The following is a 19,062-nucleotide window of genomic DNA, read 5'->3' as shown; positions in this document are numbered from 1 at the left end:
ATCTTTGTTCTCTACAAGAAACTACCTACTTACTTCTTTCTTCCATTTAATGGTACAGCCAATGGCTTTTGTATTGGTTACAGTAGGCTTCTCTCCTTTTAACAGTTGATTTACCGCATTTTGCACATAATTTTCTCTTTCTGGATTTGCTTCTTGCTGATCGTTATCTATGGCGCCAATATAAGCTACCTCGTTACCTTTAGCTGTCTTTTGCAAAACGAATACGTGAGGTGTACGCATTGCACCATATTTTTTGGTGTAAACATGATCCGGATCTTCTAAATAAGCAAAGCTGAATTTCTTCTCTTTGGCTCTTTCTTGCATTTTAGCATAGTTATCACCTGGAGAAGCCACCGGGTCATTGGTATTTAAAGCTACCACTGGATACCCCTTTGTAGCGTACAATTTATTCAAATTTTCTACACGAGCCTCGTAAGCTTTAGAAACAGGGCAAGTATTGCAAGTAAATACCACAATATACCCTTTCGCATTTTGATAACTAGCCAAAGAAATTTGCTTACCGTCTACATTTTTTAAATTAAAATCTGAAGCTACATCGCCTACTTTATAACCAGTTTGGGCATTTGCCGCAGTAACCATAAATAAGGTTAAACTTGCCAATATTAACTTTTTCATATTCAATTATATTTAAATGATTAAGGTTTAATTGCTGTCGATATGGTTTTAGTAAGTTGCTCGTAGGTAAATGCTCTTTCGTGAAATGATCTTACTTTTTTGTTTGTATTTAAGATTAATGTTGCAGGTAAAGCGCCCGACCAATTTTGATCTACCCGATCGATAAATTTTTGTTGGTCTGTTTCATTAACTACATACACTTCAGATTTGATTTGATGCTTAGCTACAAAAGGTATCACATCAGTTTTTAATTTCGATTTAAAATCTAAACTCATCAGTATTACCTTCAATGGTTTTTTTGCATTTTCATTGTTCAATTTTTCAAAATACGGCAATTCTTCTACGCATGGCCCGCACCAAGTAGCCCAAAAATTAACCACATAAGTAGTATCTTTCCCGTTGGCTACTCTTTGTTCTAATTCATTTAAAGTTAACAATTTAACTTGTGCACTGGCAATGCACCCTACAAAAACCAACAACATTGTTACGATAATTTTAAACATAAACATCTGTTATTTAGCAGTTAACGAATATCCTCCAACAGTAATTTGTTTACCGCCATCTCAACATATTTCTTTTTAGGTGTTTTCTTTTCGTTAGGCTCGTCATCAATATTACCGATATAGGTTACTAAAAATCCGTTTTTAACTTTTTTTAGTACAACGGATTTGGGTGTTTGTTTGATATCAAAAAGCCAAGTGTATTTGAATTTCTCATCGGCCAGATATGGAAAAGTAAATGCTTTTTCTTCAGCTAGTTTTTTCATCGCTGGCATGGCATCATAAGGATAGTCTTTATCATTATCTCCGTAAGGGCCAATAGCAATAACTGGAAAACCTTTGGCTTGGTACTTTGCATTAAGCGCCAATACTCTACCAACATACGCAAGACAGTGATCGCAACTTGGCGTCATAAAGACGATAATGCAACCCTTTGTTTTATTGTTATTAAGATTGTAAACAACCCCCTTTGTACTTTTAAGGCGGATATTAGTTAACGTATCGCCTACTTTTTTAACTTCTTGTGCATTAACAAATAATGCAGTAGCAAAGAGCATAAAGAGTGTGCCTATCAACTTTTTCATCAGTTCAATGTTCCAGTTTTCACAATCGCTTTTTGGTACACAGGCAAAGTCAAATCATCAACAATTACCCCTCTTGATGTTGAGGCATGCACAAAAAAGTCATTATTTAAGTAGATACCGACATGATCTACTTCTCTACCACCAAAAGAGAAGAAAATCAAATCTCCTTCCTTTAAATTACCTAAGCTTTTCTTTCTTACGGCTTCCGCCTGGTCTCTTGATCTACGGGGAAGTGATTTACCATAGATGTCTCTTTGCAGTAATAGCGCAAAACCAGAGCAATCAATTCCACTTTTATCTAAACCGCCTAATTTATACCTAACGCCAGTCCAGTTGTTAATGAAGCGATAAAGCGGCTTACTTTTTAAATTGGCCATGGCATCGGCAGCTCGGGCGGCTTTGGTAGTAGCGGTTGGTTTTCTGCTACCGCAGGATGCTAATAGCGCAACAAAAATTACCACTAAACATAATAAGTAACTTCGTTTTAATATTAACATAATTATCGTTTAAAATCTAATTGCTCATTAGCTAATAGTGCTTTTAACTTTTGCAAACTGGCTTTACCCATGCCATGTAGTTTCAGAATTTCTTCTTCGGTATAGGCAGCTAATTCTTTTAAAGAGTGAATACCATTATTTGTTAAAGCTCTTCTTGCAGGTGCAGAAAGTGCAGCTAAAAATCCGTCTTTCGGCTTCTGTCCATTTTCACATATCGGACAAGTTGGGCAGTTACTACTTTTGTAATATTCATGCCCTTTCTCACATTTTCGTAGTGTTTTCCCCATCTCTCTATGTCTATAACGTCATTGCAAAGCACGAAGCAAAACTAAAGCACTTTATTCAAGGCATTCCTTGGTAAAATTGCTTCTTGCCTAGCAATAACAAGAAGGCTGAAACCTTAATTCTTTATCAACCTTTGTATCTCATCAAGTTTTAATAACGCCTCTACTGGAGTTAACGTATTTACATCCAAGTTATTTAGCGAGTCGCGGATTTTTACTAGCACAGGGTCATCTATAGCAAACATCTGCAACTGATAGGCTTGATTTTGAACTTTTTTAATACTGTCTTTAATACTTTGCCCCTCGGTTCTATCTATTTCTAAACGCTTTAAAATTTCGTTAGCCCTAGCAATTAGCTTTGCAGGCATACCGGCCATTTTCGCTACTTGGATACCAAAACTATGCTCACTACCGCCTGGAACTAATTTACGCAAGAAAATGATTTTATTCTGTAGTTCCTTGCTGGTAACATTGTAATTCTTAATGCGGCTCATGGTATTTTCCAAATCATTAAGCTCATGGTAATGCGTTGCAAACAAGGTTTTTGGCCTTGCCGTTGGGTGTTCGTGCAGGTATTCTGCAATGGCCCAAGCAATAGAGATCCCATCGTAAGTACTGGTACCACGCCCAATTTCATCTAACAAAATCAAACTTCTGTCAGAAATATTATTCAAAATACTGGCCGTTTCGTTCATTTCTACCATAAACGTACTTTCGCCACTCGAAAGGTTATCTGAAGCACCTACCCTAGTGAAAATCTTATCTACAATACCAATAGTTGCCGATTTAGCCGGAACAAAACAACCCATTTGCGCCATCAAAACAATTAACGCACTTTGCCGTAAAATGGCCGACTTACCCGACATGTTAGGCCCAGTAATCATCATAATTTGTTGTGTATCATTATCCAAATACACGTCGTTTGTAATGTACTCTTCGCCTACTGGCAAACGTTTCTCGATAACCGGATGGCGACCACCTTTAATATCAAGCTCTTTTTTGTTGTTGAGCTCTGGCTTGGTGTAATAATTTTTAACGGCTAATTGAGCAAAACACAAAAGCACATCTAATTGCGCAACCAAGTAGGCATTTAATTGTATCGGCTTAATAAAATGCGCAACCTGATACATCAATTCGTTATATAAACGAACCTCAATAGCTTGAATTTTTTCTTCGGCACCTAAAATTTGTTCTTCGTATTCCTTTAGTTCGGGTGTAATGTATCGCTCTGCGTTAACCAAAGTTTGTTTACGTATCCAACTTTCAGGAACTTTGTCTTTATGGGTATGGGTAACCTCTAAATAATAGCCAAAAACATTATTAAATGATATTTTTAAGGAAGGAATACCTGTTGCTTCTATCTCACGACGTTGAATTTCTACCAAAAACTCCTTACCACCAAAAGCAATCTTACGTAGTCTATCTAGTTCGTCATCAACCCCATCGGCAATTACATTTCCTTTAATTAACAAGGCAGGTGGGTCGGCCTGTAATTCTCTTTCTAACTTATCTTTTATGGTGGTACAAGGATTTAACTGCGAAGCTAAAACCTCTAAATAGGGGTTTTTACTTTCTTCGGCTAAACGCTTAATCTCTTCTGTATGAGCCAATGCACGTTTCAATTGCAGCAACTCCCTCGGACCAGCTTTCTGCAAACCCACCTTAGAAATCAAACGCTCTAAATCTCCTATAGGTTTAATATGCTGTAAAAGCTCATCGGCAAGCATTTCATTTTTAACCAAATAATCTACCATGCCTAAACGTTCCTGAATTGGCTTCAATTCTTTCAACGGCATAATGATCCATTTGTGCAATAACCTTGCACCCATTGGCGTACAAGTATCATCTAAAACTTCAAATAAGGTTACTGCATTGTCGTTAGCAGAGCTTACCAACTCCAAATTGCGGATGGTAAAGCGGTCTAGCCACATATATTTCTCTTCCTCAACACGAGAAATAGAAGTAATGTGCTGCAAGTTTCTATGTTCGGTTTCGCCAAGGTAGTACAACACCACTCCTGCAGCTACAATTCCAGCCGTCAGCTTATCAACACCAAAACCTTTAAGCGAATTAACTTCAAAATGTTTGGTTAAAACTTCGGTAGCATAATCTTCGGTAAAAGCCCAATCATCAATATGAAAAGTATAAAATTTATCGCCAAACAATGTCGCAAAATCACTTCTTTTACTCTTTTGAAACACTACTTCTGTAGGTTTAAAGCTCTGTAAAAGCTTATCTACATACTCGGCACTGCCTTGGGCTACTAAAAACTCTCCAGTAGAAATATCGCAAAAAGCAACACCCATAGCTGTTTTTTCAAAGTATACAGCAGCAAGGTAATTGTTAGATTTTTGGTTTAAGATATTGTCGCTGTAAGCAACGCCAGGCGTAACCAACTCTGTAACACCACGTTTTACAATGGTTTTGGTCATCTTGGGGTCTTCCAACTGATCGCAAATGGCCACCCTTTGCCCTGCCCTAACCAATTTAGAAAGGTAATTTTCTAGCGAATGATGCGGAAAACCTGCTAGCTCTAATGCGCCATTAGGTCCTGTACCACGTTTGGTTAAAACAATTCCTAAAATATTGGCAGTTTTAATGGCATCTTCGCCAAAAGTTTCGTAAAAATCTCCTACTCTAAATAACAATAACGCACCAGGATATTTTGCCTTAATGGTATTGTATTGCTGCATTAACGGGGTAACGGTTTCTTTTGCTTTGGCCAAAATCTTAAAAATTTACTAAAGCGTAAAGATAGCATCTTGCTTGGTAGCCTTAGTGCTTTTGTGGAGAAAATATTATATTGTGGAGAGGAAAAAAGTATTATTATTTAGAAAAGCGAGTTCTATCGATTTTATTAAAGTCAGCTCTGCTGTTCATTATAGCCCTCATGCTTCGGGGCTGTCATTTCCATCAGGTTTAGTTAACTTGGGTTAGTGCAATAAATTGTCAATCTTATAAGCAAAACGAAAATCAAGATTGACAAAGCTCAATTTGGCTATTTCGGTAAAAAATGGTTCTCTTCAATAAGCTTTAAAATAGACTTTGCTGCGCCTCTTCTTTACGTGTTAATCCTAAAAACGGAAAATCTTCCGAAAAAACCACATACTGTTTGATCTTGTGATTAAATTTTCTCAATACCAGATTAGCACAGTTAAATTCTAATTTAGCGCCAGCAAACATAGACAATGCCAGTGCTACATTTTCCTCGCTCAGCTTTCTACCTATAGACATGTGCGGCGATTTGCTTTTATATTGATTTGTAACACCGAGATTTTTCTGAACCCTACCCATCAACGCCGTTAAGGGAGCCTTCGTTTCGGCATTAGGTTTTAAAAATACGGCTCCATTAGCATAACTATCTACACCATCAAAAACCAAATGATGCGGAATTTCATAACTTGCAATCTCTTTCAAATCGTTAATAATTCTATCCAATTCATCCAAATCGGCAGTAAATTCGCATACCGTAACGTGTGCTTTGGCATTTCTACTGTTGTACCACCCAATTTTAGAATTTAATTGATTTTTTAAGTTAGCAACATAGTCAATTCCTTCTTGAGGAGGAAGCAGTACGATAGAATATTGTGGTTTTGCAGACAGAATCATTCGTCTAAAATAATAAAAACTATCAGGCACATCATAATAAATCAATATTATACTTCGTTTTAATACAATTTTATGAGCCTTTTACTGCTATATTTGTCAAATATTTACAAACGATATGGCAATTTTACATCGCAAAGAGGAAAAAATACAAGTAGTGCTAGGTAGGTTGCCTAAGCAATATACCCACGAACAGTTCTTAGAAATGTTCATCAAACTTTATTCTAAAGATTGGGGAAAAATTAAATCGGCTTACATCAAACAATCACAAGATAAAGAACCTGGTACGGTAGTTAATATGCCTAAGCCAGATCTATATTTGAAGCAAATTTTAGATACTTATTTAGCAAATAAACCTGAAGCAACTGTTAAAGAAGCCCCTGCAAAAACTACCAAAACTGTTTCAGAGAAAAAGGCAGAGCAAGTAACGGATGATGAACCGGTTAAAAAGGCAAAAGCTAACGTAGTTGAAACAGAATTAAAAAAAGCTTCAAAACGTGTTTCGTCTAAAACGAAGGTAGCTGCAGCAGAGGAAACAGCGCCTGTAAAAGAGTTGAAAAAGAAGGCTCCCGCAAAAAAGAAAACCGAAACAGACGATACTCCCAAAGTGAAAGCAAAAAACAAAGTATAAGATATTTTTAGCGCCAACACAATAAAACAGTTACTTAACCTGTTTATATAACTGAGAGCGTTAATTTAGATGGCGGGGATCAAATCGATAGTGATTGATCCCCGTTTCTTTTTGACAAAACATCTATACACGATCTATTAGAAAGGTTGATAACTATAAGATTGTGAATAAATAGCATAAACCACTGATTTACAACTTTCGTTTATATACTAAACTAAAGTTGATAGTTATGGAAACAGCAGATAAAAAATGTGTTTATGTGTTGGAAGACAATGCCAACATAGCAGATATTATTGAGTTTTTGTTAGTGGAAGAACTTTACGAGGTTAAGGTTTGCAAAAATGCAAAATCTTTTTGGGAGCAGATGCGTTTACATATACCTGATATGATTGTTTTGGATGTAATTTTGCCAGATGCAAATGGTATCGATATCTGTACTATATTGAAAAAAGATGTTAGAACACATCATATTCCTGTAATGATGATGTCTGGTAATAACCACTTAAACAAAGTAAAATCTAAATGCGACGCCGATAGTTACATCAATAAACCCTTTGATTTAAATGATTTTATAGGCAGAGTTGATTACTATAGTAGATTAATAAACTGATAATTACAGTAAGAAAAGCTATACGTATCAGCTTATTTTATTTTTTACCCGCTTACTGGCCTCAGTTCTGTTAAAACCTTTTTTCATCTCGCTTTTAAGCGCTTTTTCGTAGATAATTATATTACCAACAATTAATATAAAAAGCAAAAGCCCTACTACAATCTTAAAATCTACCTTGGTAAAAAATAAAAATAGGCAGCAGACGAATAAACAAAAGACAATAACTCTCATCAATTTAAAATTAAAGTTGTGCTATCAAACTTAAAAACAAATCTTTCGCTTTTAGTTTATCTTCATTAAGCTCAAAGTTTAATTTATGCAATAGATAATCTGCAATGTCTATACCTTTAATAGCCGGCAATTGATTTATTACCGTTGGAATATTAGAAATACCTTTAGCTAATGCGATATCAAATTCTTTTAAAAACTCTTCTGATATAGGTTTATTCGCCACCCAAGCAGCAAACATAAAAGGCAGACCAGTAAATTTCATCCACTCCTCTCCCAAATCGTAAGCATAGTTAAAATCTGTTTTACGGCCAAAAGTTCTATCTCCAATTAATACAATAGCATCTGTAGTTGCATTTTGGTCGGTAGTAAATGTTACTTCAACGTTAAAGTGGTTCTTTAATAAAACCTTAGCTAAATTATTAGATGTACGAGATTGTGGATCTAGCTTAACCGTCTTAATTTCTTGTATAGGTACATCCGAAAAGATAAATACAGAATTTACTGCACCAACCGAGCCAATGCAAAAAGAACTGATAATTTGTGCATTTGGTACAAAAGGAATAGCCGCAACAGGAATTAAACCTATGTCAACTTGATTTTCGATCAATTTTTTGGCGCAATCCGCAGGAATATCTAAACTTAAGTCGATTTTTTCTAAGATAGTTGAGTTTTGTATACCGTAAATAAACGGCTTGGTGTTGGTATAAGAAACGGCAGAAATTTTAATCTTCTCCAAAATGATCTATAATTGTGCTAAGTGTGAAGTGTTGTTTGCATCCAGCAGCGTAAATTTGTTATCATCGTATTGCAAACGATAAAGCGTGGTATTAGAATGCGGAAATTCTTCCATATCGCTCATGGGTCTATCTAATAAAAGACATAACAATAAACGCATTGCTCTACCATGCATACAAATCAAAACCAATTTTTCATCTGCTTGTTTTTTGATATGATCCATTGCTTTTGCCATACGGGCGGCCACTTCGTTTGGGCTTTCGCCTCCGCCAAATTTAGCATCATAGTTTCCCAACTGCCATTCTTTAACCACCGCTCTAAATGCTTCTCTAGCTTCTGGCGTATTGGGTTTTCCTTCCCATTCGCCCCAAGCCAATTCGTCTAGGCCATCTAACTGTTCCCAAGGCAAACCTAAATCTATAAAGCCTTTAACTGTTTGATGTGTTCTAACTAAAGATGAGGTATATATCTTATCAAATTTAACAACACTATACTTATTAAAGAAGGCGGTAGCTTGTGCAATTCCTGTATCATTCAAGTCGGCATTTACGCCTCTTCCTTGTACAATTCCTAATCTATTTAATTCTGTTTCGCCGTGGCGGATGATGTAAAGTTCTTTCATACCCCAACCCCTAAAGGGGCTTTTTATATCTAATTGAATAATTTAATCGCTTTAACAAAGTCCCCTGTAGGAGAATTAGGGGTTAATTAACCACTGGCAATTTATAATAAGATGGTTTAACCTCTTCCTCAAAAACATGATTGGTATAATCTGTTACTACATTATAAAGTGTGTCTCTTTCTATGGGTTGGCGTTTCACGTTTTTGATTAATTCTACCAATTCTTTAGTGCTCATAGCAGGTGTTTGCTCTTCGGCACCTGCCATTGAATAAATTTTTGTGGTATCATCTAAAGTACCATCAATATCGTCTACTCCGAAATTTAAACTCAATTGAGCAGTTTCTCTACTGATCATTGCCCAATATGCTTTAATATGCTCAAAGTTATCTAGATAGATACGTGCAATCGCATAGTTACGCAAATCCTCTACTACAGAAACCTCCGCTACATCGCTCATCTGGTTATTTTGGTTTCTAAACTTCAATGGGATGAAAGCTTGAAAACCACCAGTTTTATCCTGTAATTGACGCAAACGCTCCATGTGGTCTACCCTGTGCCAAAACTGCTCAATATGACCGTAAAGCATAGTTGCATTAGAGCGCATACCTAACTTGTGCGCCTGCTCATGAATATCTAACCACTGCTCGGCATTACATTTATCATGGGCAATTTTTTCTCTTACTTCTGGATGAAAGATCTCAGCACCGCCGCCTGGCATCGAATCGAGCCCAGCTTCTTTTAAGTATTTCATGCCATCATAGTGGCTTAACTTTGCCTTTTTGAAGATGTAGTAATACTCTACTGGCGTAAGTGCTTTAATATGTAAATCAGGACGATGTGCTTTTGCTTTGCGGAAAAAATCAGCATAAAAATCTAAGTTTTGCTTAGGCACCACGCCACCAGTAATATGTACTTCGGTTACTGGCTCATCATCATATTTTTTAAGGATATCGATCATGCCATCTACCTCCATCTCCCAACCTTCTTCGCGTTGTTTAATCATACGGCTGTAAGAGCAAAACTTACAATCGTACACACAGATATTTGTTGGCTCAATATGGAAATTCCTGTTGAAATAGGTTTGATCTCCATGCTTTTGCTCACGAATATAATTGGCTAAAACACCTAGATAGCTAAGCTCGGCGTTTTCGTACAAATAAACACCTTCATCGAAACTGATACGAACACCATCTTTTACTTTAATGGCGATATCTTTTAATGGTTGAGCTAAATTTGGATTTTGTATCAAAATATCTAACGACTGCACTGCTTTTCTCCTTAAATTTTACGCAAAAGTACGTTTAATTGTTTAATAGTGGGAGGTCATAAGTCCGAAAGTCGGATGATATTGACGGACAATTGACGAAGCCCAAGCAACAAACCAACTAAACAACTTACCTTTGCACCATGATACAGAACCAATACAGCATTTTTGAAAGTGAGTTAACTGTTCGTCCAGATGATATTGATATGTTTAACCACGTACATAACAGCAAATATTTAGATTATGTATTGGCCGCCCGTTACGAGCAAATGGAGAAATTTTATGGTATGAGCTGGGAAAAATTCGAGGAAATGGGCTTTGGTTGGGTGGTATCTAAAGTGACCATCGCTTTTAAACGCCCCTTAAAAATGGGCGACCAAATGCTGATTAGAACTGGTATTTTGGAAATGAATGAAAAAGGTAGCAATGTTCAATTCGAAATCATTAACAAAAAAACTGGCAAAGTGGCTTCGGATGGTGTCTTTGAATATGTAATGATTGATTTGAAAACGCAGCGTTCTTGTAAGGTAACGCAAGAAATGATTGAAGCTTATAGTATTTAAAAGATGGTAAGCACACGCCAAAGGCGTGCGCTAGCAGAGGACTTTTTAATTTTTCAGCGTCGGCGTATGTATAATAGGCTCAGCAGACGCATCGTAGAGATCAAAACACACAAATTGCTCATAATCTTCATCTAGCAGGTTTTTAGTGCAAAAATAAAACTCCAATGACATAGGACCTTCTATAGTTTCTTTAAACGAGCAAATTTCCAACGAAATAAAATCTCCTATTTTGATAAATGAGATATTAACATTTTCCATAATTTCCACGCTACCTCCTGTATTATGTTCGGACATTCTAATTTTAAGCTCTCTAGCTTCTGCATTTTTTAGTTCGAAAACCATCGTAAATTTACGTGGAAAAGTAATTAAAGCATTCCATCCAAAAGGATTTTCAATTTTCTTTATATACGCTAACCATGGAGTGTACTGAAGACTTAATTTGCGTATTTCATTCTTGGTCAATTTCTGTTGTTCCAGAAATGTTGATGCCTGCAATTTAAATGTTTGAAAAATCATGAAGAAACCGATGGTGCCGACCAACAAAGAGCCTACGGCGGCATAAGCTTGAATGTAATCTGTTAAGTGCATTTTTTAAATGTGAGCGTTAAATATACGTTTTTTCAGTTTCCATTGCTAGATCAAACGCAATGTCGTTAAGTCAAGGAAGGAATATCCGTAGGATTTTAACCCTATGCTGGCGCACGCCTGTGGCGTGTGCAAAACCACTCTCCTTCATATTTTTCTATCCTAATACTTCTATATTCTCATAAATACCATTTGCTGGCGCACGCCCAATGTCATTAAGTTAAGGGTTTCACAGGTTAATTCTTCGATTTTTGAACTGCTTTGGCTTTGTTCTCTGCCTGTATTTATCGGTTTTTCTGTCAAAATTCCTGTTAGGCCTAAGTGGTACAACGTTTTTGACAAAGAGCTGTTCCAGTTCGTCCATAGCTTCTTTGCCCGTTTTGCTGCTAAAGAGTTCTATCAGCCTGTTGCGGATGAAACAAAGCGACAAAGATGCATTTATCCTGTATTCATAGGTACGGTGTTCGTATTTTTTCCGAGCCTGTTGTTGTGCATCCATGGTCAATATGGCCTGCATATTGCTCATGTACAGCGCACAATAAAATTCCTGTAGTATAAACTGACAGCTTGTCCCAGAAAAATGTTCTACGCCTATAATATTCTTAAACCTGTTATAATAGGTTTCTATCGCCCATCTTTTGAAGTAGAGCTCCTTAAAATCTGCGTAGGGATAAGCCCTAGCGTCCAATAGCGAGGTAATCAGGATTTCATACTCTCCAGTGCTCAACGGTACCCGAAGCATCCTGACTGTAAGAGATGCGTTTTTATCATATTGCAGACCATTAAACGACCTGTTCTGCTTGGGGGACAAGACCAGAATATCGTCATCCTTCCCCGAAAGCGCAAAATCCCTGGTTGCATTGGAATAGGCTATCTTACACCTGCATATAAAATGGATCCCATCTCCGTCCATCTGGTGCATCGCACCAAAACTGGTGTATGCCCTGTCCATGATGACAATATCGCCGCTTTGTGCAAGCAGAAGCTGTTGGCGGGCAAGGGCGACCTCGCCTACACTAAAACGTGAAAGGCGGCCATCGATAGCAATTTCGTTGAGCACGTCATAGAGGATGGAAACCCTGGCCATAACCACATCATCGGTCTTTTTCTGATTATTGCAGAAGCCGTATTCCGCTATCGTACTTGGGCTTATTGGAAGGTTGATGGTTGAACCGTCTATAGCTAGCAGCCTGTGTCCCTTGTAAAGCTGTACCGAATCGTCATTGTCCCGATAAAAATCAGAGGCGATGGCAGCGTTGAGATCAAGGAACATATCGGGCTTTATCTTTTTACGCCCCTGTACAAAAGCACTGGTGGTAAAGCTGTAAACACAGCTCTTAATATCATCAAGAAACTTTTGCAATTCGACCTGTATGTTTTGTTTCAATGTCCTCAACATGAATAAAGATAACTCTCTAAAGCCAAATTTTCGGTTTCTGGTAAAATCTTTTCGACAGGTTCTGTATTTTTCAATATTGATCTGCGAAGATATAAATTGGTGGCTAAGCTCAACAAAATGAAACGGTGGTTTTCTTGTCATGTCTTTTTTCGCAAACCGAATAAAACATGTTCTAAATTGCTAAAATAAGTTGTTAACCAGTGTTAATTTCCTTAACTTAATGACATTGGGCGCACGCCTGTGGCGTGTGCAAACAAATATCGTTACAAATGAGTAACTTCTATTAAACCTTTTCCACCACTATAATCAATAGCACTACTGTAACGCCACTCGTGCGGCTCGTTCACAAAACCCGCTACCACTGGATTATAGTGTATGTAGTTAGCTTTTTGCTCAATTACTTCAGCACTCCATAGCTCAATTGGATGATTATCGTGTTGCCAAAATTGATACTCTTTTACATTACTACTTTTAGCACCTGCTCGTTTGAACATCCACAGCATCCACTCTCGCCTACTTTCTTTTGTATTTTCTTGAATAGTTTTCACTATTTGTTTTGAAGTATATTCTTTAAATCTGCCCAAAACCATTTGCTGGCTTTTATCATTAGCTCTAAATATTAAATGTAAGTGGCTAGGCATAATACACCAACAAAACACCTCCATCCCTAAGTTTTTTCTGCAATAATTAAAACTCTCCACTAAAATCTCGCTGTAAATAGGCCTAACGAATACATCAATCCAATTTACTACTGCAAAGCTTACGAAATATAAGCCTTCTTTGTTATGAAATTTATATTTGCTACTCATATTTAGATAAATGAATTTACGAATTTCTTTAATTAAAAGCACACGCCAAAGGGGTGCGCTAGCGCTGAGATGATTGATTTGAAAACGCAGCGTTCGTGTACGGTGACGCAAGAAATGATTGACGCTTATTAAAAAATAGCAGGTATGCTTTAGTAAAGGATTTAGTCGCACGACCTAAAAAACTTGCATTTACTATAAATATTTGATCCCCTTGAGGACTGCTAAACCCGTAATTTAATGACACTGTGCGTGCACCATTAATGCGGCTTGAAATAGAAAAATTGCTTAATTAAAGAAATTGAGCCGTCGGCAGCGATAAAAAGTTGCTTCAATAAATAAAAATTCTCTACTTTTGCATCATTAAAATCTCAACAACCATGAAGTTTTCTGCAGTCCGTATCAGAATAGCTTAACAAAGCAAGGGCTCCTACATCTCAAAAACAATTAACGATGCTAGCTTTTAGCATCTCATGGTATTTCTTTTTTATTATTTTTATATATGACACAACCAGTTGAGGCAAAATCACGTTTGTCTAATTTTTTCAATGTACTTGTTCAGGCCTTTAAAGGTGCCGAAATCGATTATACTTCCATCAGTATCAGAAAAGCTATTGTACTTTTGGCTATTCCAATGATGCTGGAAATGATCATGGAATCGGTATTTGTATTGGTAGATCTTTACTTTGTGGGGCATTTACCGAACAGTGCTGAAGCCATTCAAATTGTAGGCTTAACCGAATCTGTTTTAACCATTATTTACTCATTAGCCATGGGTTTGGGCATGGCGGCTACAGCAGTGGTTGCCCGCCGAATTGGCGAAAAAAACACCGAAGCTGCATCAAGAGCGGGCATGCAAACCATTGCAATTGCCACTACAATATCTATCCTAATTAGTATGGCAGGATTAATATTTGCAAAGGATATTTTACTGCTAATGGGTGCTACAGAAAGTACAGCTACAGAAGGAATTACTTTTGTACGGATAATGATGGGCACCAGCATAGCCATTATGTTGCTGTTTCTCATCAACGGTATTTTTAGAGGTGCAGGTAACGCCGCTATCGCTATGCAAAGTTTGTTTATAGCCAATATCATTAACATTACCTTATGCCCTATTTTAATACGCGGCTTAGGCCCAATACCTGCTTTAGGATTAACTGGTGCAGCTTTGGCAACCGCAATTGGCCGTAGCACAGGTGTGCTGTATCAAATTTACCATTTAGCAAAAGGCAGCAACAATTTAAAAATGAAACTGGCTTACTTAAAGCCTCAAGCAGCTCAAATAAAAGCCATTGTTAAAATTGCAGCGCCGGCAGTTTTCCAATTTAGTATTGCTTCTTGTAGTTATATCTTTCTGCAAGAATTGGTTGCAACTACAGCGGGAGAAATTGGTTCTGCGGGCTTTTTAACGGGTTTAAGATTAATGATGTTTTTCATTTTACCAGCTTGGGGACTGAGCAATGCGGCCGCTACCTTAGTTGGTCAAAATATGGGTGCTGGCAGAATAGACAGAGCAGAACAATCTGTATTGGTAACGGTAAAGTATGCTGCAATTTTTATGGCAGTAGTTACCATATTGTTTTTAACCTGTGGCCATTTATTTGCTTCGTTTTTTACAGAAGACCAAGAAGTTAGAAAGGTAGCAGTTGAAGCTTTAAGGATAATGAGCTACGGTTTTGTACTTTATGGTGTTGGAATGGTATTAATAAGTGCATTTAATGGCGCTGGCGATACTTGGACACCCACTAAAATTAACGTGGTTGTATTTTGGTTGTTTCAAATACCTTTGGCTTACTTCCTCGCTAAATATTTAACAATGGGACCAACAGGTGTGTTTATAGCCATCCCAGTAGCCGAAATTGGAATTACCATTGCTGCTTATATTATTTTTAAAAGAGGTAATTGGAAGAAAACAGCGGTTTAAGTATTCTCATTAGAAACTTAAGCACATTTTAGTTTTCCCACAGATATTCGCTGATAAAAAAACCGCAGATGTTCGCAGATCAAATCAGTGTGTAGCTGAAAAATCTTTGAATATCTGCAGGAAATTAACTTAGTGATATTTACTGAAACCTGACCCCTGATTCCTGACCCCTAAATAGTCTCCTCCAACACCTGTGTATAAAAATCTTGCAATTTCATACCCATTGCTGCTACCTGTTGAGGAATAAAACTTGTAGCTGTTTGTCCAGGAATAGTATTGATTTCGATAAAGTAGAATTTACCTGTACCGTGTTCCAAGAAATAATCGATACGAACCACGCCACGGCAGTTCAATTTCACATAAACATCGGCCACAACTTGCTCTACCCTAGCCTTCTCTTCTTCATTCATATCTCCAGGGGTAATTTCTTCGGTTACACCTAGGGTATATTTGGCATCAAAATCGAAGAACTCATTTTTGGTTTTTACTTCGGTAGTTGGCAAAACCACAATCTTTCCTTTAGTTTTAAAAACACCGATAGAGAACTCTCTACCTTCTACAAACTCCTCAACCAGCACTTGGGTATCTTCATTAAAAGCTTTATCTAGGGCAGTTTGTAAGTCATCAAAGTTTTTAACCTTGCTCATACCAATACTGCTACCTCCATTATTAGGTTTTACAAACAAAGGTAATTTCAACTGCGATTTTACCTCTTCTACACTATAATCTTCCTTAAACAGCTGTAAAGATTTAGCAACGTTTAAATTCTTTATTCCATTTACAATCGCTTTTGTATAACCTTTATTCATAGTAATTGAACTGGTTAAGGCATTGCACGTGGTGTAAGGAATCCCCAACATATCGAAATAACCTTGCAACTTGCCGTCTTCGCCTGGCGAGCCATGAATAGCAATAAATACGCCATCAAAAACAATTTTTTTTCCTTTAATAGTTAAAGAGAAATCATTTTTATCTATTTCTATTTTTACCGAATCTGCAGGTTCATAAAACCATCCATTTTCGGTAAGCATAATTTTATATACTTCGTATTTTGTTGTATCTATGTTCTGGGCAATAGTTGCAGCACTTTTAACGGACACAACCCATTCTCCCGTTGTTCCTCCTGTTAGTAACGCAATGGTTTTTTTCATCATAATTTAAGGTTGGTTAACTGGCTAATCGCCTCTTTTCAAATCCAAAAATAGATAGATTTGTTTTTAATTCACGATAAATATTTTTTTAAGCTAAATTTGGGCTTAAATTATAAAACATATACTGCTAATGGGCAACCTTACCGAGTACCTTAAAACCAAATCGTTCAGAAGAAACTTAATTGCTGCGATTTGTACATTTTTTGGCCTACTATTAATTGCGTTCTTTAGTCTTCGTTATTACACCAAACACGGCGATGGCTTAAATGTACCGAACCTAAAAGGACTTAAAATTGAAGATGCTATTAGTAAACTAGAAGGATTAGGCTTACGTTACGAAATTGATTCGGTATATATCCAAGACCAGCCACCAGGAATAGTAACCGACCAAGACCCTGACCCAGAAACGTTTGTAAAAGACAATAGAACCATTTATTTAACGGTTAATACCAATCAAGCTCCTAATGTGAGGTTTCCAGATATAGAAATGAAATCACTCCGTGAGGCTAAATCTATTATAGAAAGCTATGGTTTAAAATTGGGAGATACTACCTACAAACCAGACGTAGCTAGAGATGTAGTTTTAGAAGTATTATTTGGCGGACAGCAAATTAGACCTGGAGAAAGCTTGCCAAAAGGATCAAGAATTAGCCTTGTATTAGGCGATGGACGTGGAAGCGAAGAAGTAGAATTGCCAAACTTAACTGGTTTAACTATAGACGAGGCTAAATTTTCTTTGAAAGGTGCCATGCTAACCATTGGCAGCATTACGTACGAAGGCACTATTACAGATACCGCTAACGCAGTAATTATTTCTCAATTTCCTTTAGTAGCCGATAGCGTAACCAAAGTTCGTATTGGCACACCAATTAACTTAACGCTAGCAAACAAACCGTAAACACTACAATGAAAACAAATCAGAACAATAAAAAAACACTTAAAGTTGCTGCTGTTATTTTAGCAATAGTATTGGCAGTTGGCGGATATTTCAGCTTCAAATTTTACAGCATTTATTTTGCGCCCAACGTTACCGCAAACCAAAAATATCTTTATGTAAAAACGGGCTTCGTATTTGAAGATTTGGTAACAGACCTTCGCAACAAAGAAGTATTAAATGACATAGGCAAATTTTGGGAGGCAGCAGAAAAAATGAACCTGCAAGGTGTACTAAAACCCGGGAAATATCGCCTAAAAGAAGGTATGAATAACCGTACCTTAATTAATATGCTTAAAGCTGGCAATCAGGAAGCGGTAAAACTGAAATTTCAGAACATTAGAAAAATTGATGGTTTAGCGAGTTTACTGGCCAAAAATTTAGAGCCCGACTCTGTAGCTTTTATGCGCTTATTAGACTCTGCCGCTTATGTAGAAAAATTTGGTTTCAACACCGAAACGGTGTATACCATGTTCATTCCAAATACTTACGAAATGTGGTGGAACACTTCTCCAGAGCAATTCTTTAAGAAAATGAATGATGAATACTTAAAATTCTGGAACGACGAACGTAGAAAAAAAGCAGCAGCTGTAGGTTTAGACCCTATTAAAGCGACTATTTTGGCCTCTATTGTAGATGCCGAAGCGTTATACGATAAAGAAATGCCTACCATTGCTGGTTTGTACCTAAACAGGTTAGAAAGAGGTATTTTATTGCAGGCAGACCCAACCGTAATTTTTGCCAATAATGATTTTACTGTAAAACGTGTTACTGGAGAGTTATTGAGGGCAGACTCGCGATACAACACTTACAAATATGCTGGCTTGCCTCCAGGCCCAATTAATATGCCAAGTATTAAAGCTATAGATGCAGTATTGAATAAGGAAGACAATAACTACCTATATATGTGCGCTAAAGAAGATTTTTCTGGCTACCATAACTTTGCGGCAACCGTACAAGAGCATAACATTAACGCCAAAAAATATAGAGAAGCCTTAAATAAAAGAAATATATTTAGATAATGTTTACCTACGAAACACAAGTAAAAGTTAGATACGCCGAAACCGATCAGATGGGTGTAGTTTACCACGGTAATTATGCCCAATATTACGAAATAGCAAGAACTGAGTGTTTTGAAGCCTGCTCTGGTATGACCTACGCCTCTATGGAAGCCGATGGTGTAATGTTGCCGATATTAGAGCTGCAATCTAAGTATTTAAAGCCTGCCTTGTACAATCAAGTATTAACGATAAAATCTATTGTAAAAGAACTTCCTACAGTTCGTTTACATGTAGAATATGAGATTTATAACGAAGCAAAAGAACTGATCAATATTGGCAAGACTACTTTGGTTTTCGTTGATAAAGTAACTCGTAGGCCTTGTCAGCCGCCAGAGAATTTCATGAAAAACGTAAGGCAATATTTTTGATTTGAGATGTTAGAATGACGATGTTAGATTGAATTGCAAATGGCAAGCTTTTAAAATTTTTTAAACTG

General features: G+C 37.0%; 21 protein-coding genes. 7 read left to right on the top strand and 14 right to left on the bottom strand.

Annotation, left to right across the window (positions count from 1 at the left end; translation table 11 throughout):
• Positions 1–21 precede the first annotated feature (21 nt).
• The 7 genes from OVA16_RS14380 to OVA16_RS14350 form a co-directional block, all read right to left on the bottom strand.
• Positions 22–636, bottom strand: coding sequence for a thioredoxin family protein (locus tag OVA16_RS14380; RefSeq protein WP_267760651.1), 615 nt, complete (start codon positions 634–636; stop codon positions 22–24).
• Positions 637–656: 20 nt separating this feature from the next.
• A complete protein-coding gene (locus OVA16_RS14375; protein ID WP_267760649.1) occupies positions 657–1,139 on the bottom strand; it encodes a TlpA family protein disulfide reductase in 483 nt (160 codons plus the stop codon).
• 20 nt (positions 1,140–1,159) lie between these two features.
• Positions 1,160–1,720: a redoxin domain-containing protein gene (locus OVA16_RS14370; protein ID WP_267760646.1), complete on the bottom strand. Its 561-nt coding sequence runs from the start codon at positions 1,718–1,720 to the stop codon at positions 1,160–1,162.
• Positions 1,720–2,217: a C40 family peptidase gene (locus tag OVA16_RS14365; protein ID WP_267760644.1), complete on the bottom strand. Its 498-nt coding sequence runs from the start codon at positions 2,215–2,217 to the stop codon at positions 1,720–1,722. The genes OVA16_RS14370 and OVA16_RS14365 overlap by 1 nt, the downstream gene beginning before the upstream one ends.
• A 2-nt stretch (positions 2,218–2,219) precedes the next feature.
• Positions 2,220–2,504, bottom strand: coding sequence for an RNA polymerase alpha subunit C-terminal domain-containing protein (locus OVA16_RS14360; RefSeq protein ID WP_267760640.1), 285 nt, complete (start codon positions 2,502–2,504; stop codon positions 2,220–2,222).
• A 113-nt stretch (positions 2,505–2,617) separates the two neighbouring features.
• Positions 2,618–5,227 carry a DNA mismatch repair protein MutS gene (mutS, locus tag OVA16_RS14355; RefSeq protein WP_267760638.1) on the bottom strand — a complete coding sequence of 870 codons (2,610 nt, stop codon included), beginning with the start codon at positions 5,225–5,227 and terminating at the stop codon, positions 2,618–2,620.
• Between the two features lie 307 nt (positions 5,228–5,534).
• Positions 5,535–6,110: a 2'-5' RNA ligase family protein gene (locus OVA16_RS14350; RefSeq protein ID WP_267760636.1), complete on the bottom strand. Its 576-nt coding sequence runs from the start codon at positions 6,108–6,110 to the stop codon at positions 5,535–5,537.
• Positions 6,111–6,225: 115 nt separating this feature from the next.
• Between OVA16_RS14350 and OVA16_RS14345 the strand changes: the two genes are divergently transcribed.
• Entirely contained in the window at positions 6,226–6,738 is a 513-nt protein-coding gene (locus tag OVA16_RS14345) for a hypothetical protein (protein ID WP_267760633.1), read from the top strand.
• 229 nt (positions 6,739–6,967) lie between these two features.
• Positions 6,968–7,348 carry a response regulator gene (locus OVA16_RS14340; protein ID WP_267760630.1) on the top strand — a complete coding sequence of 127 codons (381 nt, stop codon included), beginning with the start codon at positions 6,968–6,970 and terminating at the stop codon, positions 7,346–7,348.
• Positions 7,349–7,589: 241 nt separating this feature from the next.
• On the opposite strand, the gene OVA16_RS14335 is transcribed toward OVA16_RS14340, so the two are convergent.
• The 3 genes from OVA16_RS14335 to mqnE form a co-directional block, all read right to left on the bottom strand.
• Entirely contained in the window at positions 7,590–8,315 is a 726-nt protein-coding gene (locus OVA16_RS14335; protein WP_267760628.1) for a menaquinone biosynthetic enzyme MqnA/MqnD family protein, read from the bottom strand.
• Positions 8,316–8,321: 6 nt separating this feature from the next.
• Positions 8,322–8,936 carry a histidine phosphatase family protein gene (locus OVA16_RS14330; protein WP_267760624.1) on the bottom strand — a complete coding sequence of 205 codons (615 nt, stop codon included), beginning with the start codon at positions 8,934–8,936 and terminating at the stop codon, positions 8,322–8,324.
• An 82-nt stretch (positions 8,937–9,018) separates the two neighbouring features.
• A complete protein-coding gene (gene mqnE, locus OVA16_RS14325; RefSeq protein ID WP_267760622.1) occupies positions 9,019–10,203 on the bottom strand; it encodes an aminofutalosine synthase MqnE in 1,185 nt (394 codons plus the stop codon).
• Between the two features lie 140 nt (positions 10,204–10,343).
• Between mqnE and OVA16_RS14320 the strand changes: the two genes are divergently transcribed.
• On the top strand, positions 10,344–10,763 hold the full coding sequence (locus OVA16_RS14320; RefSeq protein WP_267760620.1) for an acyl-CoA thioesterase: 420 nt from the start codon (positions 10,344–10,346) through the stop codon (positions 10,761–10,763).
• A gap of 45 nt (positions 10,764–10,808) precedes the next feature.
• Here OVA16_RS14320 and OVA16_RS14315 read toward each other — a convergent pair whose 3' ends face one another.
• From OVA16_RS14315 to OVA16_RS14305, 3 genes are all read right to left on the bottom strand, one after another.
• Complete coding sequence (locus OVA16_RS14315) at positions 10,809–11,351, bottom strand: hypothetical protein (RefSeq protein ID WP_267760617.1); 543 nt, start codon at positions 11,349–11,351, stop codon at positions 10,809–10,811.
• Positions 11,352–11,577: 226 nt separating this feature from the next.
• Positions 11,578–12,888 (bottom strand): IS4 family transposase, encoded by a 1,311-nt coding sequence (locus OVA16_RS14310; RefSeq protein ID WP_267760614.1) that lies wholly within the window; start codon positions 12,886–12,888, stop codon positions 11,578–11,580.
• A 122-nt stretch (positions 12,889–13,010) separates the two neighbouring features.
• On the bottom strand, positions 13,011–13,556 hold the full coding sequence (locus tag OVA16_RS14305) for an REP-associated tyrosine transposase (RefSeq protein WP_267760612.1): 546 nt from the start codon (positions 13,554–13,556) through the stop codon (positions 13,011–13,013).
• A 499-nt stretch (positions 13,557–14,055) separates the two neighbouring features.
• Between OVA16_RS14305 and OVA16_RS14300 the strand changes: the two genes are divergently transcribed.
• Complete coding sequence (locus OVA16_RS14300; protein ID WP_267760610.1) at positions 14,056–15,480, top strand: MATE family efflux transporter; 1,425 nt, start codon at positions 14,056–14,058, stop codon at positions 15,478–15,480.
• Between the two features lie 170 nt (positions 15,481–15,650).
• Here OVA16_RS14300 and OVA16_RS14295 read toward each other — a convergent pair whose 3' ends face one another.
• Complete coding sequence (locus tag OVA16_RS14295) at positions 15,651–16,631, bottom strand: D-alanine--D-alanine ligase (RefSeq protein ID WP_267765405.1); 981 nt, start codon at positions 16,629–16,631, stop codon at positions 15,651–15,653.
• Positions 16,632–16,761: 130 nt separating this feature from the next.
• Between OVA16_RS14295 and OVA16_RS14290 the strand changes: the two genes are divergently transcribed.
• Genes OVA16_RS14290 through OVA16_RS14280 form a run of 3 tightly spaced genes read left to right on the top strand, consistent with a single transcriptional unit; the run spans position 16,762 to position 18,994 of the window.
• A complete protein-coding gene (locus OVA16_RS14290; RefSeq protein ID WP_267760607.1) occupies positions 16,762–17,529 on the top strand; it encodes a PASTA domain-containing protein in 768 nt (255 codons plus the stop codon).
• An 8-nt stretch (positions 17,530–17,537) separates the two neighbouring features.
• On the top strand, positions 17,538–18,587 hold the full coding sequence (mltG, locus tag OVA16_RS14285; protein ID WP_267760604.1) for an endolytic transglycosylase MltG: 1,050 nt from the start codon (positions 17,538–17,540) through the stop codon (positions 18,585–18,587).
• Positions 18,587–18,994, top strand: coding sequence for an acyl-CoA thioesterase (locus tag OVA16_RS14280; protein WP_267760602.1), 408 nt, complete (start codon positions 18,587–18,589; stop codon positions 18,992–18,994). Before mltG ends, OVA16_RS14280 begins: the two co-directional genes overlap by 1 nt.
• The last annotated feature ends 68 nt before the right edge of the window (positions 18,995–19,062 follow it).

This window comes from Pedobacter sp. SL55, from assembly GCF_026625705.1.
Taxonomy (GTDB): domain Bacteria; phylum Bacteroidota; class Bacteroidia; order Sphingobacteriales; family Sphingobacteriaceae; genus Pedobacter.
Note: the sequence above shows the minus strand (reverse complement) of the source record. Positions and strands in the feature narration are given on the sequence as shown.

Coding starts and splice junctions, on each gene's coding strand:
- OVA16_RS14280 (WP_267760602.1), top strand. CDS start 18,587: ATGTTTACCTACGAAACACAAGTAAAAGTTAGATACGCCGAAACCGAT.
- OVA16_RS14310 (WP_267760614.1), bottom strand. CDS start 12,888: ATGACAAGAAAACCACCGTTTCATTTTGTTGAGCTTAGCCACCAATTT.
- OVA16_RS14290 (WP_267760607.1), top strand. CDS start 16,762: ATGGGCAACCTTACCGAGTACCTTAAAACCAAATCGTTCAGAAGAAAC.
- OVA16_RS14370 (WP_267760646.1), bottom strand. CDS start 1,720: ATGAAAAAGTTGATAGGCACACTCTTTATGCTCTTTGCTACTGCATTA.
- OVA16_RS14300 (WP_267760610.1), top strand. CDS start 14,056: ATGACACAACCAGTTGAGGCAAAATCACGTTTGTCTAATTTTTTCAAT.
- OVA16_RS14330 (WP_267760624.1), bottom strand. CDS start 8,936: ATGAAAGAACTTTACATCATCCGCCACGGCGAAACAGAATTAAATAGA.
- OVA16_RS14365 (WP_267760644.1), bottom strand. CDS start 2,217: ATGTTAATATTAAAACGAAGTTACTTATTATGTTTAGTGGTAATTTTT.
- OVA16_RS14320 (WP_267760620.1), top strand. CDS start 10,344: ATGATACAGAACCAATACAGCATTTTTGAAAGTGAGTTAACTGTTCGT.
- mltG (WP_267760604.1), top strand. CDS start 17,538: ATGAAAACAAATCAGAACAATAAAAAAACACTTAAAGTTGCTGCTGTT.
- OVA16_RS14375 (WP_267760649.1), bottom strand. CDS start 1,139: ATGTTTAAAATTATCGTAACAATGTTGTTGGTTTTTGTAGGGTGCATT.
- OVA16_RS14305 (WP_267760612.1), bottom strand. CDS start 13,556: ATGAGTAGCAAATATAAATTTCATAACAAAGAAGGCTTATATTTCGTA.
- OVA16_RS14345 (WP_267760633.1), top strand. CDS start 6,226: ATGGCAATTTTACATCGCAAAGAGGAAAAAATACAAGTAGTGCTAGGT.
- OVA16_RS14340 (WP_267760630.1), top strand. CDS start 6,968: ATGGAAACAGCAGATAAAAAATGTGTTTATGTGTTGGAAGACAATGCC.
- OVA16_RS14360 (WP_267760640.1), bottom strand. CDS start 2,504: ATGGGGAAAACACTACGAAAATGTGAGAAAGGGCATGAATATTACAAA.
- OVA16_RS14295 (WP_267765405.1), bottom strand. CDS start 16,631: ATGAAAAAAACCATTGCGTTACTAACAGGAGGAACAACGGGAGAATGG.
- OVA16_RS14350 (WP_267760636.1), bottom strand. CDS start 6,110: ATGATTCTGTCTGCAAAACCACAATATTCTATCGTACTGCTTCCTCCT.
- OVA16_RS14315 (WP_267760617.1), bottom strand. CDS start 11,351: ATGCACTTAACAGATTACATTCAAGCTTATGCCGCCGTAGGCTCTTTG.
- OVA16_RS14380 (WP_267760651.1), bottom strand. CDS start 636: ATGAAAAAGTTAATATTGGCAAGTTTAACCTTATTTATGGTTACTGCG.